Annotated in this window: 18 protein-coding genes; 11 read left to right on the forward strand and 7 right to left on the reverse strand. The window is 44.9% G+C overall.

The genetic code is table 11. The features are described 5' to 3' along the window. Positions 1-15: 15 nt before the first annotated feature. Together cydD and cydC are read left to right on the forward strand one after the other, a co-directional pair. Positions 16-1,803, forward strand: coding sequence for a thiol reductant ABC exporter subunit CydD (gene cydD, locus MKY85_RS14755; protein WP_342573376.1), 1,788 nt, complete (start codon positions 16-18; stop codon positions 1,801-1,803). Next, positions 1,800-3,527, forward strand: coding sequence for a thiol reductant ABC exporter subunit CydC (gene cydC / locus MKY85_RS14760; protein WP_342573185.1), 1,728 nt, complete (start codon positions 1,800-1,802; stop codon positions 3,525-3,527). The genes cydD and cydC overlap by 4 nt, the downstream gene beginning before the upstream one ends. Positions 3,528-3,718: 191 nt before the next feature. Here cydC and MKY85_RS14765 read toward each other — a convergent pair whose 3' ends face one another. After that, positions 3,719-3,994 carry a hypothetical protein gene (locus tag MKY85_RS14765; protein WP_339242743.1) on the reverse strand — a complete coding sequence of 92 codons (276 nt, stop codon included), beginning with the start codon at positions 3,992-3,994 and terminating at the stop codon, positions 3,719-3,721. 187 nt (positions 3,995-4,181) lie between these two features. Between MKY85_RS14765 and MKY85_RS14770 the strand changes: the two genes are divergently transcribed. Continuing rightward, positions 4,182-5,798, forward strand: a complete 1,617-nt coding sequence (locus tag MKY85_RS14770) for a helix-turn-helix domain-containing protein (RefSeq protein WP_342573187.1) — start codon at positions 4,182-4,184, stop codon at positions 5,796-5,798. 30 nt (positions 5,799-5,828) lie between these two features. Beyond that, positions 5,829-7,574, forward strand: a complete 1,746-nt coding sequence (locus MKY85_RS14775) for a sensor histidine kinase (protein ID WP_342573189.1) — start codon at positions 5,829-5,831, stop codon at positions 7,572-7,574. A gap of 39 nt (positions 7,575-7,613) precedes the next feature. Here the strand turns inward: MKY85_RS14775 and MKY85_RS14780 are convergent, their stop codons facing one another. From MKY85_RS14780 to MKY85_RS14795, 4 genes are all read right to left on the reverse strand, one after another. After that, on the reverse strand, positions 7,614-8,504 hold the full coding sequence (locus MKY85_RS14780) for a carbohydrate ABC transporter permease (RefSeq protein WP_339242749.1): 891 nt from the start codon (positions 8,502-8,504) through the stop codon (positions 7,614-7,616). 21 nt (positions 8,505-8,525) lie between these two features. Further along, positions 8,526-9,416, reverse strand: coding sequence for an ABC transporter permease subunit (locus MKY85_RS14785; protein WP_339242751.1), 891 nt, complete (start codon positions 9,414-9,416; stop codon positions 8,526-8,528). 87 nt (positions 9,417-9,503) lie between these two features. Then, complete coding sequence (locus tag MKY85_RS14790; protein WP_339261242.1) at positions 9,504-11,108, reverse strand: hypothetical protein; 1,605 nt, start codon at positions 11,106-11,108, stop codon at positions 9,504-9,506. Between the two features lie 186 nt (positions 11,109-11,294). Continuing rightward, the gene (locus MKY85_RS14795) at positions 11,295-12,305 is read right to left on the reverse strand and encodes an alpha/beta fold hydrolase (protein ID WP_342573192.1); all 1,011 of its coding nucleotides are present in this window, start codon (positions 12,303-12,305) and stop codon (positions 11,295-11,297) included. A 125-nt stretch (positions 12,306-12,430) separates the two neighbouring features. Between MKY85_RS14795 and MKY85_RS14800 the strand changes: the two genes are divergently transcribed. Together MKY85_RS14800 and MKY85_RS14805 are read left to right on the forward strand one after the other, a co-directional pair. After that, complete coding sequence (locus MKY85_RS14800) at positions 12,431-13,315, forward strand: LysR family transcriptional regulator (RefSeq protein WP_342573194.1); 885 nt, start codon at positions 12,431-12,433, stop codon at positions 13,313-13,315. 66 nt (positions 13,316-13,381) lie between these two features. Beyond that, entirely contained in the window at positions 13,382-13,846 is a 465-nt protein-coding gene (locus MKY85_RS14805) for an NUDIX domain-containing protein (protein ID WP_339242757.1), read from the forward strand. A 208-nt stretch (positions 13,847-14,054) separates the two neighbouring features. On the opposite strand, the gene MKY85_RS14810 is transcribed toward MKY85_RS14805, so the two are convergent. Next, entirely contained in the window at positions 14,055-14,402 is a 348-nt protein-coding gene (locus MKY85_RS14810; protein WP_339242759.1) for a helix-turn-helix domain-containing protein, read from the reverse strand. A gap of 130 nt (positions 14,403-14,532) precedes the next feature. Between MKY85_RS14810 and MKY85_RS14815 the strand changes: the two genes are divergently transcribed. Continuing rightward, positions 14,533-15,447 carry a DsbA family protein gene (locus MKY85_RS14815; protein ID WP_342573198.1) on the forward strand — a complete coding sequence of 305 codons (915 nt, stop codon included), beginning with the start codon at positions 14,533-14,535 and terminating at the stop codon, positions 15,445-15,447. 139 nt (positions 15,448-15,586) lie between these two features. Then, entirely contained in the window at positions 15,587-16,171 is a 585-nt protein-coding gene (locus MKY85_RS14820; protein WP_342573200.1) for a hypothetical protein, read from the forward strand. A gap of 501 nt (positions 16,172-16,672) precedes the next feature. Here the strand turns inward: MKY85_RS14820 and MKY85_RS14825 are convergent. Beyond that, complete coding sequence (locus tag MKY85_RS14825; RefSeq protein WP_339243079.1) at positions 16,673-18,166, reverse strand: alpha-N-arabinofuranosidase; 1,494 nt, start codon at positions 18,164-18,166, stop codon at positions 16,673-16,675. A 226-nt stretch (positions 18,167-18,392) separates the two neighbouring features. On the opposite strand from MKY85_RS14825, the gene MKY85_RS14830 reads away from it, so the two are divergent. From MKY85_RS14830 to MKY85_RS14840, 3 genes are all read left to right on the forward strand, one after another. Continuing rightward, entirely contained in the window at positions 18,393-19,328 is a 936-nt protein-coding gene (locus MKY85_RS14830; RefSeq protein ID WP_342573202.1) for an ArsR family transcriptional regulator, read from the forward strand. Positions 19,329-19,556: 228 nt separating this feature from the next. Further along, positions 19,557-20,405: a PRD domain-containing protein gene (locus tag MKY85_RS14835; protein ID WP_342573204.1), complete on the forward strand. Its 849-nt coding sequence runs from the start codon at positions 19,557-19,559 to the stop codon at positions 20,403-20,405. A 153-nt stretch (positions 20,406-20,558) separates the two neighbouring features. Continuing rightward, positions 20,559-22,496, forward strand: a complete 1,938-nt coding sequence (locus MKY85_RS14840; RefSeq protein WP_342573206.1) for a beta-glucoside-specific PTS transporter subunit IIABC — start codon at positions 20,559-20,561, stop codon at positions 22,494-22,496. The last annotated feature ends 85 nt before the right edge of the window (positions 22,497-22,581 follow it).

Genomic DNA, 22,581 nt, shown 5'->3' on the forward strand with positions numbered 1-22,581 from the left:
CTGATCTCGCAGCAAATGTCGTTACAACGAACAAACAGGCTGCTCCTTGCGATCATTTCGCTGGTGCTTGGTGTGACTATTATAAGTCAGGCGGCATTGGTGGCTGAAGCAGTCCAACGGATTTTTGTAGAGAAAGCTTCCTTCTCATCGGTGATGCTGCTGCTTGGGCTATTGCTGGCAGTAATGGCTGTGCGCACACTGTTGACGTACGGCAACGGGAAAGTGGGATTGCATATGGCAGCACGTGCCAAGACAAATATGCGAGCTTCTGTGTTGCAGAACCTTACCCGCGCTTCCATGCCTTCAACCCTTCGTGGACAGACGGGAGGAAAGGTCAGCGTTGCTCTGGATGCTGTGGATGAAGCTGACAGCTATTTCAGTCAGTACATGCCGCGTATGATGGAAGCTGCAATGATTCCGATACTGATTCTGATCGTTACGTTTACCCAGCACGCCAACACAGGCTACATTATGCTGTTTACAGCTCCGTTTATCCCGCTGTTCATGATTTTGGTGGGACTCAAGACAAAGAACAAATCCGAAGAGAAATACGCGCAGCTGGCCGAGTTTTCAGGTACATTTCTGGATTCGCTTCAAGGGCTGGTTACGTTGAAAATATTCGGACGGGCTAAACGTCAGCAGCAGGAGATTGAACGCAGCAGTCTGGGTTATCGGGATGCCACGATGGGCATTTTGAAGATTGCCTTTACAAATACGTTTATGCTGGAATCGATCGTAATGTTAAGCATCGGTATCGTTGCGCTCGAACTGGCTATACAGTTACTCGTGTTCAAATCGATGAGCTTCCACACGGCCTTTCTTGTGTTGTTGCTCGTCCCTGAGTTTTACAGTCTATTGAAGAATACAGGAACGGCTTTTCACAGCGGGCGAACCAGTATGGGGGCCATTCGTAAGGTGGAAGAGATGCTTGAGGAGACGAGTGGCGCAAGTAAGCCTACCATAGATGAGAAAGCCGAGAAGGATACACATATCGGTGATACAAACGATTTAAGGGTGCAGCAGGACGAGTTACGCACAACTCGTGCCGAGTTGATTCCAATGCCACCAACCATTGAACTGGACCACGTTCGTTTCCAGTACGCACCGGATTCCTTTAGACTTGAGACAGGACAGGTCTCGATTGGACCGGGAGAACAGGTTGCCATTGTAGGCAAAAGCGGCTCCGGTAAAACAACGCTGTTGCATCTCATTGCCGGTTTGTTGAAACCAGATTCGGGAGCGGTTCTGGTTAACGGAATGGAGCTTTCGCAACATGATGAAACTGCATGGTTTGAGCAAGTTAGCTACATTACACAGCATCCGTATATTTTTGCAGGTACCTTTGCTGAAAATATAGCGATTGGAGCAGGTCGAAACGTCTCCAGAGCTGAAATAGAGCAGGCGGCAGAGGAAGCAGGACTTGCTGGCGTTGTCGCTCAGTTGGAGCAGGGATTGGATACGTTTGTTGGTGAGGGTGGTCGGGGGTTATCTGGTGGGGAAAAGCAGCGACTTGCCTTGGCACGAGCTTTTCTGAAGAAACCAGCCGTTATTTTGTTCGATGAACCCACAGTAGGACTGGATCTTCACACCGAACGGGTACTGCAACAGTCCATTGCGTCATTAGCCAAAACAGCGACGATGATTACGGTGGCACACCGTTTATATACGATTCAACATGCAGACAACATTTTGTTTATGGATAATGGGGTGTTGGTGGATTCAGGACATCATGAAGCGCTTCTGGTGCGCCTGCCTCAATATGCGGAGATGGTGGATGTACAACGGAAAGGAGGGTTAGCATGAATGAGCTGACGATTCTGTCAAAAGCGATGATTCAGGAGCGCAAGGATATCTTGCTTTCCATTTTGGGCGGATTCATCGCCGGCATTGCAGGGGTAGCTCTTTTTTCCGCGAGTGGATACATGATTTCGCAAACGGTATTTGCGCCACCGCTATATACCCTAATCGTACTTACCTCGATGGTCAAACTGCTCGGTTTCCTTCGGGCGGCGAGTCGTTACACAGAACGCTTGTATTCTCATAGGGCGACGTTCTCCATGCTCAGCCGTTTGCGGACATCCTTTTTTGCCAAACTGATTCCGGTGACACCAGGTATATTAAACAAAAACCGAAGCGGGGATTTGCTTGCGCGGATCGTGGGTGATGTGGAGAGCTTGCAAAATTACTTTTTGCGTGTCGCCTATCCACCGATCATTGTTGTCATGGTGTTTTTGGCTACCATGCTGTTCACTTCGGTCTTTTCAATCTGGATTGCGTGTGTGCTGGTACTTGGCATGCTGATCACGGCTTTTGTTGTACCAAGCATTGTCTTGGTGGGACAGCGAAAAATCCACGGACGTGTCCGCCAGCAACGGGCTTTGCTGTCCACGGAAGTGACCGAAGTGTTGTATGGTTTCAGGGATCTGAAAGTATACGGCCAATTGGAACAGCGCGAGCAGCAGCTTCAGCAGGCTTCCGCTACATTGGCAACAGAACAGAAACAAGCCGCTTCGCACTTGCTACGAGGGCAATCCATGCACGTTTTTGTGACGTATCTCGTGACATGGGGAGTGCTTGCCCTGAGCGCTTTCTTAATTATGAACGGAGTGTTCGCTGGTGTATTCCTCGCCATGCTGATTCTGGCTACGCAGACTGTGTTCGAAGAAGCTGCGGGAATGGCTGTATTACCTCTATATAAGCAGGACAGCGAACATGCAGCTCAGCGACTGACGGAAACGGTGCCAACCTCCGATGTACATCCTGCACAGCCAAGGGGTGAATTGTCAGGCGATCATGCAGTTTCAATCGAGTTATCTCATGTTAACTTCCAATATGAAGGAGAATGGAGACCGGCGCTGAGGGAGCTATCCCTGCAGCTTACAGCAGGCTCCAAAACTGCGATTGTCGGGCCGAGCGGGTCAGGTAAGTCAACGATTATTGATCTAATACTCAAGCTGCGTACACCAACGTCTGGTGATATATGGTTAAACGATATTCCAGTGCAGGAATTGAATGAAGAGAGTATTTGGCAAAGGGCAAATGTCGTGTTGCAGCAAAGTCATTTCTTCCGGGGAACCATCCGGGACAACCTATTGCTGAATGGAGAAGAACATTCGGATGAACATCTGTCGGCTGTGCTGGATAAAGTACAACTGCCAAATAAGTCGTTGAACGACATGGTGTATGAAAAAGGGGAGAATCTGTCGGATGGCGAGAAGCAGCGGCTAGCACTGGCACGCGCCATGTTGCGCAACGGAAGGTTATGGCTGCTGGACGAACCGACTTCTTCTCTGGATTACGTCACAGAGCAACGTGTATTACAGCATCTTCTGGCACAGGCGACCGAAGATACACTTCTCCTGATCTGTCACCGACTGACGGGATTGGAAGAGATGGATCGGATTGTCGTCATGGACCAAGGCAAGATTGTAGAATCGGGTTCTTTCTCCGAGTTAATGGATCAAAAAGGTTATTTTTATAAAATGAAGCAAATTGAACGACAAATGATTGGAGACGCCGGGGCGTGAAATTGTAAGAAGAGTCCTGTTCGTGGTGTCGATAGTGCTTATTCAAAAACTAAAGAACGTCACTGATGTTATCGTCAGTAGCCGTTCTTTAGTCTTTTTGTCTATTCATTAAAAGAACTGTAAGCTCCTAATATAACAAAAGGTTAGCGAGTTCAAACGGATAATGGATATAACGCAATCTAAGTCATCCTTTACATCACAGCAGATGATTCAGATGCCTTATTTTTCTTCGCAAGCGGTTTCTTCCTTAATGTTCGATCATATAGATACGGCTTACCGTGATATTCCCATGCATTCTTTTGTTTTTGCTTTTTATGTATATCAACCTTAATCTCCAGATTGGCAACGTTGCTCTGGAATTCAGTCGCAATTCGTTTGCACCATTTCAGTCCACTTTCTTCAGATGCACTGAAGTGCACGCGTAACAGATATCCATTCACCGTCAATTCAAACTTATATAAATTCATGGTATGTATCCTTTCCAGGTAGAGATTATATACTGCACAAAATACGATAATCTGATTATAACACGAACGTACGTTCCGAAAAAGTGATATTTATGAAAACCATAATCCAAGAAGGTTCGTTAGACTCCTTCGCAGGAGTTCGTTTAATGGTAAAATATCTAAAAATGGTTCATGTTGGGGGATACGCATGTTTAAACTGATGATCGTCGATGATGAATTGCTCATGCGGGTTGGAATTCGTTCTATGCTGAACTGGGAAGAGTACAATTTCCATGTTGTTGGTGAAGCTGGAAATGGTAAAGAGGCATTGAGCCTAGCGCTTGATGTAATGCCGGACCTAATTATTACAGATATCAAGATGCCAGTTATGGATGGACTGCAGCTTATACAAGAGGCCTCCGGCTCACTAAAAACCTGTAAGTATGTCATCCTGAGTAATTTTGACGAATTTCATTATGTGAAAGAGGCACTGAAACTTGGCGCTACAGATTACTTGATTAAAAGCGAGATCACCGAATCCTCCCTTATTGAGCTCCTGAGCACGGTTGGACAGAGACTGCAAAGTGAACATGTTCATCCAACCAATTCACCCTCTATCGCGCAGGATTATTCCAAGAATCTAAGATATCTAAAGGATAGTTTTTTTCAAGATATTGTAAGCGGATTCATAAGTGGAGAGGACATCTTCTCCAGAGCAGAAGAACTGCATTTTCGTATCCATTCGGACCAGCTGGTTGTCATCAAGTTCATCGTGAACTATTACGAGGACGCAAAGAGGAAATATGTTGAGAAGGGGGAAAAGCTACTCCGATTTTCAATTCTTAATATTATGGAAGAGATTATTCCCTCGAAGTGGGAGAAGGAGATTTTTGTTGAAAGTTCTTCTGACTATTGGGTGATCGTCAATGTACATCCTGAGAGCCAATCTGTACACACCGATATAAATAAACTATGTAACAAATTGCTGTCTTCCATCAAGGACTTTATGAATCTGTCCCTCACCGCAGGGGTAAGTACGATGGTTTCGGGCTTCCCTCACATTAAGAAGGCCTGCCAAGAGGCGGAAATGGCTCTACAACATGGGTTCTTCACAGGTAGCAACAAGGTATTGTATTACGAGTATATGGTCGAATCCCTAGATCGACAGGAAATTAAGGGGGCTTTAAGCCCGCAACAAGAACGAGATTTGTTGAAGTTATGGGTAAGCAAAGACAACAATAAAGCGAAAGAGTTCCTCGAAGGAATCCGATTTAATCTGGAGCAGCTACGAGCGGATGAGAATAGCATTCGCAAGCAATATATCCTGGTACTGGAAATGATACATTCCCATCTTTCCCGAGCTACGGAAAGAGGTACAGCTTCTTTAACAGAAAAATCGCCATATGAAATCGTTCTAAAGGGGGAGTATTGGGAGGATATTCATCAAGATATGCTTGCCCATATTGCGTATTACTTCCAAACCGATTCCCAAAACAAACAGGAAAGCACCTACACCGATCTGGCCACTGAATTGATCGACAAGTATTATGCTGAGGATATTTCCTTGCAAGGCATCGCAAGCCAAATCAGTGTTAATCCGTCGTATTTAAGCCGGGTGTTCAAGCAGGAACGAGGAGAGAACTTTATCACGTATTTGACCCGAGTTCGCATTGAACACGCTAAAACATATCTATCGAGCAGAGGAATGAGAGTGTATGAAATCGCAGAAAAGGTAGGCTACCATAATTACACGTACTTCAGTAAGATTTTCAAAAAATCGGTAGGTCTCACCCCTGAGGAATATCGAGAGTTACAGCAGGGATGAATATGTAATCGGTGAATAGAGGTGCAGCATATGAAGCATGTTCGGCCTTTCCGAATCAAGTACAAAATTATGGTGATCTGTATGACCGTCATTATCCTTCCGGTATTGGTGATGACGATCAATTCGTATTACTCCTCTGAGCGGTTATTGGCACAAAACTATACAACGTTGCTCAATGATCTAGCCAAACAGACGAATATTCGCATTGACGAGTTCCTCAAGGAGATTGAAAAAATTTCATTGCTGGCCAGCAATGGTCTTAGTGACAATCTGTCAGCCACTCATGAAGGAAGTTTTCCGATCCAGGATTTCCTGCGAACGGGTGACGAACAGCATGAGATTGCCGCATACAACATTCTGATGAATTATATCATGATGAAAGATCGTGTATTTTCCATCTACCTCTACAATATGAACGGGGGACAGGACCTTTTTGTCAGTCCGCATCAACCCATTGATCCGAACTACAAAGTAGCGAATGAATTATGGTTTAAAAAGTTCATGCATGATAATGATCGAACCATTACCCTCACAACACGAATCGACGAGCAATTGGAGAATAAAATACTGGCAGTGTCACACGCTCGCAAAATTCATGATGTGTCTAGTGGAGAGCTGCTTGGTGTAATCGTTGTCAGTATTGATATCAAATTCATCGAGATTGTCAATCGAAATTTGCAGGAAGGGTTACGCTCCAGATTCATGATCGTTGATGAGGATGACAAAATCGTATATAACGTGAACGAACGATTAATTGGGACATTGTTCAGGGACAACGTGCGTCCACCTGAAACATTCAATGTCGTGGTGACCAGTCCCCTTAGTCAGCAAAAATGGACAACTTACTTATATATGCCTTTGGATGAGTTGACTGCGGATGGCAAAATATTGGGCCGTAATCTGGTGACGCTCGCCATAGTCATTGTTCTTTTTGCTGCCGTCATATCCATCTTTCTATCTCACGTGATCACAACGCCCATTAAAAAACTGCTACGGAATATCGCGTTAGTTGAGAAAGGTCAGTTTGAGCAAGTTGAACCTATTGGCTCAAGAGACGAGATTGGACACTTATCCATTCGATTTAATAGAATGTCTCACGAGTTGAAGCGGTTGGTCGAACGGATGCAGCAAGAAGAGATAGAAAAAGCCAAGGCCGAGATGCGTGCGCTCCATGAACAGATCAAGCCTCATTTTCTATATAATACCCTTGGGTCGGTGAAATGGATCGCCTCGATGCAACAAGCTGACAAAATCGTGGATATGACTGATGCCCTAATCTCGATGCTCCGCTATGCCACAAAATCCGATGGAACCCTCGTAACGATTCGTGAGGAACTCGATAATATAGCCAATTATGTAACGATCCAGAATGTCAGGTACTATGATTGTATTCAGATGAGATATGAGATTGAGGATAGAGTGTTGGATTATCGGATGCCCAAAATGATCCTGCAGCCCATTGTGGAGAATGCAATTTTTCATGGCCTGGCCGAGCTAGAGGAAGACGGAATCATCACCATTCGGATTCAACTGCGAATGGATGAAGTTGTCATTGAAATCTGCGATAATGGCGTGGGTATGGATCAACATACGATGCAAAACCTCATGGAAGAAAAGTTCGGTGCAGGTACAGGAACCAATGGAATTGGACTGCATAATGTGCAGCGACGAATTCAACTTCATTTTGGGAAACCTTATGGAATACAGGTGGAGAGTATAGTAGGTGAAGGTACCAAGTTCTCCATTTTGCTGCCTGCCATTTCAGAGTTTAGATAGAACCAAAGGGCTTGCAGTATGAACTGCAAGCCCTTTGGTTTACCCCTTGACGCTACCTAGCACCAAACCTTTGGTAAAGTATTTCTGTAGGAACGGATATACGAGTAAAATCGGAATGGCTCCCAAGAACATTTGAGCTGCGCGTCCCGTTCTGGCGTTCATCATGGATAATAGCTGCGTATAATCCGAGCCGGATTTCAGCATGATTTGCTCAAAACTTTGCAGAAGGGTCTGCAGGTAGCTTTGTAATGGATAATTGGCTGGATTGTTCATATAAATAATGCCATCGAACCACGAATTCCAGTGGGCAACGATACTGAACAAACCAACGGTTGCGAGAGCGGGCTTAAGAAGTGGGAGCAGAATCCGAAGCAATACCTGTACTGGACCAGCACCATCGATAATGGCTGATTCTTCAATCTCCTCGGGCAACCCTCTAATGAAATTCATGAGGATAATCATACTGAATACGGGGAGAGCCCCAGGCAGGATCAAAGACCATATGGAATCGATTAGTCCCATTTTGACAACCACGAGATAGGTTGGAATTAATCCTCCACTGAATAACATGGTTACAATGAAAAATCCCATATAGATGTTACGCCCCATTAATTTTTGTTTGGATTTGGAGAGGGGATAGGCCGTGAGTACGATCAGAACCAGATTCACCAATGTTCCGAGAACGGTTCGTTGGATGGCCACCCAGAGAGAGGAGAAAAATGACCCTCCCGTTAACGCAAATTCATAGGCTTTTGTCGTAAATTCCACAGGCCAGAATGTAACACTCCCCGCAGATACAGCTGCGCTGCTGCTGAATGAAACAGCCAACAGGTTAATAAATGGCAGGATACATAAGAGAGAAATTAGAAGCAATATAGTGTAGTTTAAGATAAGAAATACACGTCTGCTCATACTTTTATCATGGATCATAATGTGAGTTCCTCCTCCTTCTTAGAAGATACGATAGCCAGCCACTCTGTAAGCCAGAATGTACGATACAGCAACGAGAACACTGGAAATGATGGATTTGAATAACCCGACAGCTGTTCCGATCGAATATTGAGCCTGTTGAATTCCCAACCGATATACATAGGTATCAATAATATCACCGGTCTGATAGACAACAGGGGAGTAGAGATTATAGATCTGGTCAAAGCCGGCATTCAGTACATTTCCTAACGACAGCACAGTCATTAAGACAATCGTTGGCATGAGGAGAGGCAAGGTAATATAGATGGTTTGCTTCCAGCGTTTGGCGCCGTCAATTACTGCGGCCTCGTAGAGTCCTGGATCAATACTGGTCAGTGCTGCCAAATAAACAACCGTGCCAAAACCAAAGCCTTTCCATATGTCACTTACAATCATTGTCCAGGGAAATATAGAGGGTGTGCCAAGAAATGAGATCGGTGCAATCCCAAATACGCCTAAAAAGGTATTGATAATGCCGTCAGAGCTCAGTATGTCCAGCATGATGCCAGCCATAATGACCCAAGAGAGGAAATTTGGAATATATACAAGCGTTTGAAATGTACGTTTGATTCCACTGTGCAGGACTTCGTTAAGGAGTAATGCGAAAATAACGGGCACGATTATCCCGCCGATAATCTTGAAGACAGACATGTACAGTGTATTCCAGATGGTTCTTACGAAGTTCGGCTGATTGAATACGTGCGTAAAATTATCCCATCCCACCCAAGGCGAGTTGAAGCCGAGTCCCGGATTGTATTTCTGAAACGCGATAATAAGTCCGTAGAAAGGAATGTAACTAAAGATGAAGACCAAGACCAGGCTTGGGATCAACATGAGATGGTAAGGACTCTGCTGTTTCCATTTTCTCAACATTCATATTCCTCCGTTCATCGTGCGGGAAATGTAATCGCTATCAAATAGAGGGGTGAGATCACCCTCATCCCCTCTTTATGAACGAGATTATTTTGCCCCGTATGCCTCATTGACTGCCTGGGTTGCATCATCGCCTCCGGCTGCACGCCAATTCTGGACAATCACATCGAAATAATCGATACTTTCACTTCCCATAATGATCTTGGTAAAGCCCTCTGTCAGGATATCATCCAAGGTTGTTCCATAGCTTGACAGGATCTCTGGTGTAACACCCCATAAGGCTGTCTTCGTATAGTTTTCGCTGTCGAGTACTTTTTTGGCTAGGCCATATGCATTTTTGGGAGCACCTTGTTGCAAATAATCACCGACTGCACCAGGGGTTGCGTTCTCCATGAATTCAACACTGTTATTATATTTTTGCCACATACCCGAAGTCGTGAGTCCACTGGTATCCTTGGATTCAAGGGCAGCCGACACCGCCTCGAATTGCTCGTAATCGGAATTGGGGTTAAGTACACGGAAGGCTCCAACAACATGGGCAATATCGTTATCCAGCAAGGCAGATAGCGTTTCTGTAGATTCCTTGCCATTGCCTTCATCCACGATATAAGCATAGTCGTTCAAAATCTGGATTACTTTCTCGGGGTTCTTGAATCCCTTCTTCATGACAATATAATTGTTGTTGGCGAAAAAGATGGATTGTGTGGCTTCCTTCCCATCAACGGTAGGGATGATATAAGGGTAGAAGATGGCGTCCTTACCCAGATTGGATACGGTATCGACACCCGGATTATAACCCCACCATTGGTAATAAGGCTGCATTCCCACTTTGCCGGCTACAATGTCCGCGTTCATCGCGTTGAAGTCTTTTATTGCAAATTCCGGATCAATAATGCCTCGCTTGTACCATTCCGACCACTCCGCCAGCGCATTCTTCATCTCAGGCTGTACAGATCCGTATACGAGTTTTCCACTGGCATCTTCCATCCACAGGTCCGGATGCGCATTCCATGCGATCGCGAGCAGGTTGAGGTAGTCCAACGATTGGTCTACTGCTATGCCGTAACCGCCATGCTTTTCCATGAATTTCAGTGCAATATTCTTGATGTCTTCCACAGATTTTGGATCCTGGAGTCCCAATTCTTCTTTCCAGTCGTTCCGAATCCAGATGAAGTCTGGTTGTTCAATTAATCCCCAATGCATCTGCGGTATCCCGTACAGCTTGCCGTCCTTCTTTCCAGACTCGTAACTGTCCGCATCTGCTTCCATGTAACCTTTGAGACGATCCGAAGCGTGTTGATCAAATACTTCGGAGAGGTCCATGACCATATCTGCTTCGACCAGCTGTCTCAGTTGTGATGGATTAACTCTGAATACGTCAGGAAGATCGTTCGATGCGATAGCCAAATTCAATTTGGTATCATATTCATCGCTGACCCAGTCTGTTTTGACATCGATATTAAACTTCTCTTTGTATCGCTTAATCCACACATTGTTGGTGATATCATCGCCCTTTGGATATTTGGCAGAAGAGTATTCTGACGTTACGGTGTGAATGGTTGTCGTTCCACCCTCGTTGGAATCCGGGTTCGTCGTTGGATCTTTCTCGGCACCGCTTCCACTGCTACAGGCAGCAAGTAATAAGGTTGACATGCACACAGACAAGAGTAAAGCTTTCGTTTTCTTGTTCATTTCTTTTCCCCCTTATCAGTCATATTTCAATAATGCTTTCTTGAAAATATTCTAAACGAGAAAGGGGAAAGGGGATATAAAGGTTATTGACGAGAACCCATACGTTTTTTTACTTTTGAGTTGTAGCGAAGAAAAGCTAAATAAGCGTAGTGCACTTTTTTTACTCTATACGCCTTCTTTTTTTACTCATGTCTCCAAAAATTGCTTTAGATGACGATCGATAAGGAGTGAATCCACTTCGTTAGCTCCAATCCCGAAGCAGTGTCCCCACTTGGACTCAATGGACTGAAAAACAGCATTCGGCATATGTTGAACATCATACGCACTGTCTTCTGGTGTAAAAAACAAGTCACTGGACCCAGGCATAACGAGGGCAGGAGAGGTGATCTTACGCAGTGCCTGTTCAAAGTTGCGATCATCTGTGGGATTATCACTAATGTCTCCATATATTCCTGTACGAAGCATGGTGATTAAGTCGTTAGCATCAAAGGATAGAAACACCCGGTCCCAGTAATCTTCAACATAAGACTTCAAGGTATCGTAACCTTCAGATTGATGCAATTTCTCCAAATAATACGCCTGCGAAAACCCCCATGGAGCATAAACTCTCCCCATTGCAGCGAGACCAGCAACCGGAGGGAGCTCATATCTGCCATTTTTAAAATTGGAATCTGCCTGTAACGCTGCGATCATTGCTTCGAATACCAACTGTGTATGGGGTCTGCTTTTTGCTGTTCCGCCAAAGGGGGCAATTCGTTCGACCATCTCCGGATAACTCGTGCCCCACTGAAACACCTGCATGGCTCCCAGAGACCAGCCCACAACGAGTTTAATTTTGGAGATACCGAATTTCTCAGTGATAAGTTGATGTTGGGCACGCACATTGTCATACATGGAGATGAGAGGAAAGTTCTCTCTATCAAATGGGGCAGGGGTATTGCTCGGAGACGACGATAATCCGTTACCCAACATATTGGGCACAACGATAAAATACCGACTGGGGTCCAGAGCCTTGTCCACTCCAATTAACCATTCATTATCTGTGTGAAGTCCAGCAAACCATGTTGGAACGACAATAACATTGTCCTTTTCCGGATTTAAGGTTCCATAAGTCTTGTATGCAATAAAAGCATGAGGGAGCTGTTGTCCCGATTGAAGTAATGTATTGCCAAGGTGATATGTTTCATAATCGTTCATGGGTGGATTCTCCTTATAAAAGTAGTAATAACTTGATTTCACTCTACAATACGTCTATCATCAATTCAACGAAACGTTGTTGAATATAACATTCATTTATTTTGAACAAAGGAGGTTTTGGATTCATGGAAATACGACAGCTAAAAACCTTTTGGACCCTTGCATCGACTTGCAGCTTTCATCAAACTGCTGAATTATTGAGTTATGTCCCGTCTACCATAACCATGCAAATCAAATCGCTTGAAGAAGAGTTGGGCGTGAAATTGCTGGATCGATTAGGTAAAAAGGTTGTATTAACAGATGCTGGGCAGCAATTCCTGCCGTACGCCACTAAAATCTTAAACGATGTAGAGGAAGCGAAGTGCATATCTAGTCAACACGGGGAATTGGCGGGAACGGTAGTTATTGGAGCGGACGAAGTGCTGTGTGCTTATCTTCTTCCAGCCTTGTTCAAACGTTTCCGAGCGGACTATCCTGGTGTGCGGTTGTTGTTCCGCCCGTTGTCTGGTCAAGAGCTTAAATCAAGTCTGAGGGAAGGGCATACGGATGTCGTTTTTGTATTGGATGAGCACGTGGGTGCCAAAGATCTTCACTCCACGTTTTTGAAGAACGAGACCTTTCAAATGGTGGTTTCACCCGATCATATGTTAGCATCGCGTTCCGCGTTAGTTATCGATGACTTTCACAAACAGCATTTTTTGCTGACCGAAAAGAACTGTTCTTATCGTGCTTATTTTGAACAATCTCTGCTGAAGAAAGGCGCAGATGTGCTGACAGAGCTGGAGTTTCATAGTGTAGAAGCCATTAAACAATGCGCAGTGGCAGGTCTCGGGATCGCTTTATTGCCTGAAATGGCTTTGAAACAAGAGTTAAGCGAAGGGGAACTGGTTGCATTGCCTTGGGATTTAACAGATGTATCGTTTTCTGCACAAATGCTTTGGCATCGAGAAAAATGGATATCTCCATCCATCGCTGCTTTCATCCAGGTCGCCAAGCGTGAGCTAAGTTGATTGTTCAGAATTTGTTTAGATGTATGTGTTAAAATATTCTTCACAGACATATATGGGGGATTAACAATGGAAAGAAAGATTCGAAATTCTGCAAAAGCATTGATCATCAACGATGGAAGGATGCTTGCAATGAAGCAGGATGATCATGATGAAGTGATCTATATCCTGCCGGGCGGGAGCCAGAATGCAGGGGAGACATTGACCGACGCTGTGAAGCGTGAAGTTGGAGAAGAAATCAGAGTAGAGGTAGAACCGTTATCATTGGAATTCGTTATTGAAGGGGTATACGGTGAAGCTCTTCATCGTGTAGATTTTGTTTTTTTGTGCGAGTACATAGGTTTGATGGACACAGATAGTTCTATTCTGCCAAGTGACGAAAATCAAGTGGAATATGAATGGCTCGAAATTAAAAACATAAACGAACTACCCTTATTCCCTTCAAAATTACGAAAGCAGATTCTTAGATTGGTTGGGGGAGAACCCACGGTTATGTATTTAGGAAATGAGGAAGATGAGGAACTGTATGGTTAGTCGTGTCTAACACATCGAAGCCGAGAATGAATATGAAGTGATGCATAAACAAGCGGAAGTCTTTTATTTATATAAGGAAAGGCTATTTCAAAGGACGTGAGGGTCCAGTGAGATAGCCTTTTTTGCCGTTGAACAAAGTGTACTGATCAATTCGAAAATGCCCCTATACTAAGGGGTTACATAAGGCAAGGCCCACCAAGGTGAGGTGTTACATATCTTGTTCCTTCACACCTGCTGTCATATGTTTCTGACCCCACATGACCATGGATTCAATTAAAGGAACCAATTCCTTGCCTGATTCGGTGAGTGAATATTCCACTCTCGGTGGTATCTCGTTATATTGCTCCCGATGCACGATACCGGAATGAATCAAATCCTTCAAACAGTTCGTTAGCATCGTTCCGGTAATGCCAGGCAATCTTCTTTTTAATTCATTGTAACGTATACAGTCATTTTCACTGAGGATTGCCAGGATCGGAAGATTCCACTTGCCTCCAATGACCTGAAATGCATAAGTCGCTGGACATAACTGATCGAAATTAAACTCGTATTTCACTTGATACCCTCCAATAGTATACTTTTTGATACTAAGTCAGAAAAAGAATCGTACTTGTTCAGAAGATTGTAGACATTATAATCAAACTAACACAAGGAAATCAATTCATAAAGTTAAAGGCGGGATACATGTGAGTAACGAATCTATGATGTGTGATCTGGAAACCGGCATATGTGGTGTGAGCGAAGAAGAGGCTATGCAAGAAATTAATCTGAATCACGTTGGGAAAAAGGTAACCATTTATTACGCAACAGATCCGATTTGCTCTCACTGCTGGGCGCTAGAGCCGGTGCTTCATCGGTTTGTTGAGGAATACGGTCATTATTTTACGTTGGAAATCAAAATGGGTGGGCTACTGGCTAACTGGAACGGTTTCTCGGATGGCGCTAACGGAATTCAGAAACCTTCAGACGTTGCAGGGCATTGGAGGGAAGTGGGGGAACATTCACGTATGCCCATTGATGGTTCCTTATGGCACGATAATCCAATACTTTCTTCCTATCCGCCATCTCGCGTATTTAAGGTCATTCAGAGTACACACCTTGGTAAAGAGCATGAATTTTTAAGACGTGCGCGTGAAGCCGTGTTTGCATTTAATCAAAATATTGGAGAAGATGATGTGCTGACGGATATCGTCAATCAACTGGGTTTGAATGGAAAAGAAGTGGTTGAGGCGGCTGCACAGCAATCTGCACAAGATTTATTAGAGGAAGACTTTGAGCGTGTCGCCAGTTTGGGAGTTAGAGGTTTCCCATCCATTATCATTGTAAATGAAGAGAACCAAGGGATGAAAATTGTCGGAGCACGTTCTCTTGAAACATATGTGCAAGCACTTCAGCAGGTGCTCGGAGCTGATCTGCAACCCAAACAGATTACCTCCTTGGAGCAGAAATTGAAGGAGGGACACCTTCTTTTTTCTAAAGAAGTAGAGGTCATGTACGATATCCAAAAGAGTGACATTGCATCCTATGTGAAATCTGAATTGACAGAGCACACCTATCATGTGGGTCATATTTTGAATGAGATGTATATTAAGCATATCTGAGAAAAAACAAGAAATCTGTAGCAGCACATTATCCTTAACAGAATCTTCCTGCTTCGGCAAACGGTTGTGTTATTCGCACAGGCAAGTCGTCCACCCATTGCGTAGACTAAAGTAGATCAAGTCAAGTGAGGTGAATTCCATGGTTAAGACCAATGAAATACACGTCAAGGCAAAACGGCTCAAAGATCGTCCAGTCTGCGTGACTCTTCATAATGGGGAAACGTACGTTGGCTATATCTCTGGTGTCAATCACGCAGGGGTAGTGATTACCGGAGGCGGAAAGCTTACTCAGGCCGCAATCTCAGCACCCTCATCTGAAGGAAGTGCTCGCAAAAGCAAACCTAAAGCAGAGGCTACAAGAAAAACAGTAACCTCTCGAAAGCGTAAACGGACGAACAATACTCGTAAGTCGCAGGTACGATCCCGGTCGATGTCTTCTCGTTCAATCTCTCGGCAAGCTCAGGTATCATCATTCATGCCTATGTTAGGTTCATTGTTAGGTGGTGGCTTTGGCGGACTTGGCGGTGCAGGCTCGATTGGAGGTATGTTAGGCGGTGGTATGCGGTTGTTTGGCATGATCCAGCGGTTTACACCTGTGGTCAAAATGGGGTATGGCATGATTAAGCAGATTCAGCCATTTATGGGGGCGGTTCAAGGGCTGATGACTCCAGCAAGCCAGGCTGCGGCAGATGCCGAAGGTGAAGAGGAAGCACAACGAGGATAATACTTGAAATGAAAATTGTGAAATAGAACACAACCTTCGTTGCATTTGGGAAGGAAGGATTGCTAGTATGTTGGGTGATCTGATCTCTTTCTGATCTGTTCTTGTATTCTCAGTTAGATGCTTAACTACAAGCTGCTCTCCGTAAGCCAAACGGAGGGTGGCTTATTTGCTTATGCTGTATATGAGGTTTGAACCAGCTCGATTTCGCATGCTTGCTCAATGCTAACGAACCTCAGAAACCTTAAACCTTATTCGGGTCAATATCAAGCCATTAAAATTCGCCCGAATCGGGTTAAATAAGACTCCCTGTGTTTGTTAAATTACTTCGTTGCGAGGAATACAAACTGAGATTTCCAATACGCGTCTAACATCTAACTTTGATACCATGTAGTTCGGCCGACTACCCTTATGCAGCAAAAAGCACCGCGCGCTGGAAGCTGCACACGGTGCGAAAAACAATGCTGATGTTGCAGAGTAGGAGAAAATTCTATTCCGCTCTGATTAAGCTTGTTTGGTTTTAAGACGAATGACGTTCCACGACGCTTTGTTCAGTACAGCTTGCACTTTACCTTGATCTACGGTTGTGTGCCCGCCGTTGTGAGGAAGAACGTTGCGTGGGTTTTCCTTGGTATTGGTTGCTTTTAAGTCGTTGTTCTCCAATACGATATGCTCCACAAATGTGGTTTCTCCGAAGGAACGCAGATCCACATTCAGTTCCAATTTCTCATCCAGATGTCTGTTCACCGCAAAGATCGTGATCGTGCCATTCTCTTCATCATGCACACTGATTGCTTCGAGATAAGGAACATCTGTAAAGTCTTTGGAATCATATTTAGGTGAAGTAGTGATGGAACGCAACACTGTACCACGACCGAAGTTGGATGCGTGCATGAACGGGAAATATGTCGTCTGGAACCAGATCGCTCCGTTATTTTCCGTCATGATTGGTGCAATGGTGTTAATCAACTGAGCAAGACAAGCCATTTTTACACGGTCGGCGTGCTTGAGAATGGTAATCAGGTAACAACCCACGGCTAATGCATCTTCATGCGTGTATACATCTTCAAATTCAGGAGGAGCAATCTGCCAGCGTTCTTCCATACGGCTTGTGCCAATGGATTTCCAAACATTCCATTCATCCAGGGACAGCATCAATTTCTTTTTACTGCGTTTTTTGGCTTGTACAAAATCACAGATCGAAGCCACACTATCAATAAATTGATCCAAATCCAGCGATGTTGCCAGGAAGTCATACGTGTTGTCTTTGTTGTTATTGTAATACTGATGCAGGGACAAGTAGTCTACATTTTCATAGGTGAGATCAAGTACAGTTGCTTCCCAATCTGCAAATGTCTTCATGTCACGGCTGGAGCTGCCACATGCAACGAGTTCAATCTCTGGATCAACCCATTTCATCGCTTTTGCTGTTTCGTTCGCAATACGACCGTATTCATATGCAGTCATTGCACCAATCTGCCAAGGGCCGTCCATTTCGTTGCCAAGACACCAGGTTTTGAATTTATGCGGGTCCTTGTAACCGTGAGAGATACGCAGATCACTCCAGTATGTGCCAGATGGGTGGTTGCAGTATTCAATCAGGTTTCTGGCCGCATCAATACCGCGAGTACCCAGATTTACAGCCATCATCACTTCGGTTCCAACCAGTTTGGCCCAATCTGCAAATTCATTCGTACCTACCGCATTCGTTTCAATCGTCCACCATGCGAGTTCAAGTCTGCGTTTGCGCTCGGCTACCGGGCCCACACCATCTTCCCAGTTGTAACCGGATACGAAATTGCCACCTGGGTAACGAACGATAGGTACATTCAGCGCTTTGATCGCTTCAATAGCATCCTGACGGAAACCTTGAGCATTCGCAGTAGGGTGACCTGGATCATAAATACCGCCGTACACGGCCCGTCCCAGATGTTCTATAAATGAACCATAGACACGTGGATCTACTTCAGCAATCTGAAAGTCTTTATCGATAAGCATTTTGGATGTAAGCAATGGGAAAACCTCCATAGAATTAATTTTAGGTGCGTCATGGACTTTATTTCACGTTGAATTCGCATAAAAGCAAAATCAACTCATTGATTTGTTATCTAATGTGTATCATAATGCTATTATATTGAGCAAGTTCATTTTACAGGGTTCGCTAAAAAACGAATCCTAAATCACTAAATATAATGGATTTTATAGAGATATAGGAGTGAAGTTCATGATGCTTGGCACGGATGCCGCGTCCTTAATCATTTACGAGGCCCTCGCAAGCGAGGCCCGTCTAAATATCGTTCGCTTATTATTGCAGAACAGAGAAATGCACATTAATGCGCTGGCCAAAGAACTGTATCTGAGCAAAGCCATCGTGAGTACTCATGTGAGCAAGCTGCAAAAAGCCGGGATTGTAGGCAGTCGCATGAAGCGGGAGAATGGGGGCACATATAAATACTGCTTTATTCTGCAAGAATTCATGACGATCAATCTCTCTCCTGAACCTGTTGATGCTCCGTACCATGAAGTATCTATTCCAGTTGGTCACTACACGGATTACGAAGCCTGGCCCACCTGTGGAATTGCAACAACAACACAAATGATTGGGCAATATGATACGCCGGCGTGCTTTATGGACCCGGATCGGGTTAATGCGGGTATACTCTGGTTGGCACGCGGGTTCTTGGAATATAAAGTCCCTAATTATCTGAATACAGAACAGCATCTCCAAGAGATTGAGATTTCACTCGAACTCAGTTCGGAAGCACCTCAAGTTAATGAAAACTGGCCTTCCGACATCCGTTTCTCCCTTAATGGAAAAGACCTGGGAACATGGACAAGCCCCGGGGACTTTGGGGATCGGAAAGGCAAGCATACACCGCTGTGGTGGAAATTGGACGTTAACCAGTATGGTGTTCTGAAGGTACTTCGTATTAACAGAGAAGGAACGTTTATGGATGGCCAACGTATCTCGGATGTGTGTATCCACGATCTGCAACTCGATTCATCGACCTACTGGACGTTTGCATTAAGGCCGGAAGAAGGGGTGCCCGGGCGTGGTGGTCTGACACTTTTCGGGAAAGGGTTCGGTAACTACGATCAGGACATTTTGATTCGATACTATTACGAGGATGCAAGGGAATCTACGCCTATTGATGTATAAAATTCCTTCTTTTATGTCAATTTAATAAGACAAAGCACACATAGACGAATTGCATGTAAATTCCATAGTATTGGTATTGACAACGATTACATCGGTGGTGTAAGATACAGCTAAATAAGGAGTGTCACTGATTCGATCAGGCACCACCACAGTCTGGATTTCACAAGTTTGTTTGACTTGTGTCCGGGACCATGGTGGTGCTTTTTGCATATTGGGGGTGAGAACATCATGAGGTTCAAAAAATCGTTAAACAACAACATCGCTCTGGCAGAAGATGCCGAAGGCTACGAAGTCATTGTGATCGGGACCGGAGTTGGGTTCAAAAAAGTGAAAGGACAATGGATTGAACGGGAGCAGATTCAAAAAACATTTCGAATCGGCTCAGATGACAAATACCAGCGATTGGAGCAATTTTTTAATGATATCCCGCTGCAAGTCATTAACGTCACCGATCAAATCATTGAGCATGGCCGGAACCAAATCGGTAAAAAGTTGAATGATTCCATTCTGCTCACCCTAGCTGATCACATTCACTTTGCGCTGGATCGCTTCAAGAGCGGTGTGGACGTGCAGAATCCGCTTCACTGGGATATCCGCCATCTGTATCCTGTGGAATACCGTATCGGAGCCTATGCCGTCGAGCTAATTAACGAAGCTTTTGAGGTAAGTTTGCCGTCAACAGAGGCAAGCTCCATCGCTCTTCATTTTGTGAATTCGCAGTTTGATTCCGGCAGTATGAATCAAACGATCAAGATAACCCAGATGATTAATGACATATTAGATATCATGACGGATCATTTTGGAATGACACTGGATCAGGAAACCACTGATTTTTCCCGTTTCGTTACCCATCTCCGATATTTCATCGTTCGACAATTGAACAGGGAAGTGCTCTCCTTCAAAGATCAGCAGTTTCTGTATGACGTATTGTTGGAGCGATATCCGTCCAGCTTCCAGTGCGCACTTAAGATAAAGGAAGAGATGGAGCAGCAGCGCGGATTCGCAATTACTCCCGATGAGATGGTATACCTCATGATTCACATCGAGAGAGTAACATCCCGTTCCGACACGGGTTGATCTCAATACAACCAGCTTGGAGCTATACCACATGATTATGAATATGGAGTGTTACTGATTCGATCAGGCACCACCAAATGTTTCCGACTCCGCTATCTACGGCGAGCCGGGTTGGCATTTGGTTTTTTTTCGCCCAAAAAAGGAGGAAGCAGCATGAATCATCGGGAGTTGTCGAAAGAAATCATTCACTTAACAGGAGGGCAAGGGAACATAACGCAAGCCTGGCATTGCATCACACGGTTACGATTCAATGTTCGTGATGAAGACAAGGTTCAGCTTGAGCAGATGAGAGCATTGGACGGTGTGCTCGGAGCCCAATTTCAGAGTGACCAGTTTCAAGTCGTCATCGGAAATAAGGTCGCGGCCGTGTATGAAGAGATTGAGGTTCAACTGAAACCGGATGGCAAGCCGCAACCCGAAGCAGGTGCTCCACGTTCCAAAGGCATTAATGCTGTATTGGATACCATCTCGGGTATCTTCACTCCCATCCTTCCTGCCATCATAGGTACAGGTATGCTGAAGGGTATTCTGGCTTTGCTGGTTACACTCGGAGCAATCCAGGAGACAAGTGGAGAGTATCAGATTCTGTCATCTATAGGGAATGCAGCCTTTTACTTTTTACCTTTTCTGCTTGCTGTCTCGTCTGCTCGAAAGTTCAAAGTCAATGAATATATTGCCTTGACCCTCGCGGGTACATTATTGTATCCAACCATCCTGAATGCATATTTGGCAAATCAGCTGGAGCCGATACGTTTTCTCTCACTGCCCGTGTCCATTGTGAATTATACCCAGTCTGTCATTCCAATCATTTTGGGTGTGTGGCTTCTGAGTTATGTTCATCGCTGGGTGGATCGATTCATTCCTGGCCCAGTCAAGGTGATCTTCACCTCGATGATTGTATTAGTCATCACGGTTCCCATTCTGCTCATTGCCATTGGGCCACTCGGGAACTACATCGGTATCTATCTAGAAATGGGTACTTCCTGGCTTTTTGCTCATTCAGGTCCGTTAACGGGAATTGTTCTTGGTGGATTAATGCCATTGATCGTCATGACAGGCATGCACTATGCGTTTTTCCCGGGTACGTTGCAGAATTTGAGCAAACTTGGATATGACGTGCTTTTGTTGCCGATCAACCTTGTGACCAATATGAGTCAGGCGGGTGCCGTGGCGGCCGTGTTTCTCAAAACAAAAGACAAGTCCATGAAGTCCATAGCCTTATCTAGCGGCATCTCTGCCTTGCTCGGCATCACCGAGCCAGCATTGTACGGGGTAACACTGAAGTTGAAAAAACCATTCTATGCTTCACTGATCGGTGGGGCCGCTGGCGGCGGGTTTATTACTGCAGTTGGTTTGAAGTGCTTTGGCTTTGCCGTGCCGGGACTGCTGGCCCTTCCGTTATATATTGGCCCAGGCGGAGGCATGTCTAACTTCTGGTATGCTCTGATCGGTATCGGCATCAGCTTTACCGTTTCATTCATACTGACTTTACTGCTCAAGTGGGATGAGCAGAACACACATAGTAAGGTGGTATCCGGTTCATCTCAGCATCTATCCCAGCCGCATCAAGCCACCACCACTGTTGTGACTGATGAAGAGGCAAGAGCTGTAACCGTACATTCAATTGAGGAAAAGAAAGGCGAAGTATTCAGCCCGCTCACTGGTGAAGTCGTGCCGCTTGCATCTCTACCGGACAAAACCTTTGCTGAGGAGATGACCGGAAAAGGTATTGCCATTCTTCCGCAAGAAGGACGCGTGACAGCCCCATTTGACGGGATCGTCACCATGGTTGCCAAAAGCAAACATGCGGTCATGTTAACGTCGACGAGCGGGATTGAAATTCTTATTCACGTTGGATTGAACAGTGTGTCGCTCAAAGGGAAATTTTTTGACGTCAAGGTTACTACAGGACAAGAAGTGAAGAAGGGTGATCTGCTGTTGGCGTTCGACCTGGATGGCATCCGGGATGCTGGGGTTAATCCGGTCACACCGGTCATCGTAACCAATACACCAGATTACCTTGATGTGGTACCGGTTCAGGTGAAGGGGGTGATTCCGATGAATGAATTGCTTCTCCTCACTGTTCGCTAACAGCTGTATGAAGGCGTACTTTTTTTAAAAGGATTTACGAGCAATATAAAACAACTTTGTACTCACCCAAAAAAGGAGAGAAACC

Origin of the sequence: Paenibacillus sp. FSL R5-0749, assembly GCF_038595085.1 — a bacterium.
Lineage (GTDB): Bacteria > Bacillota > Bacilli > Paenibacillales > Paenibacillaceae > Paenibacillus.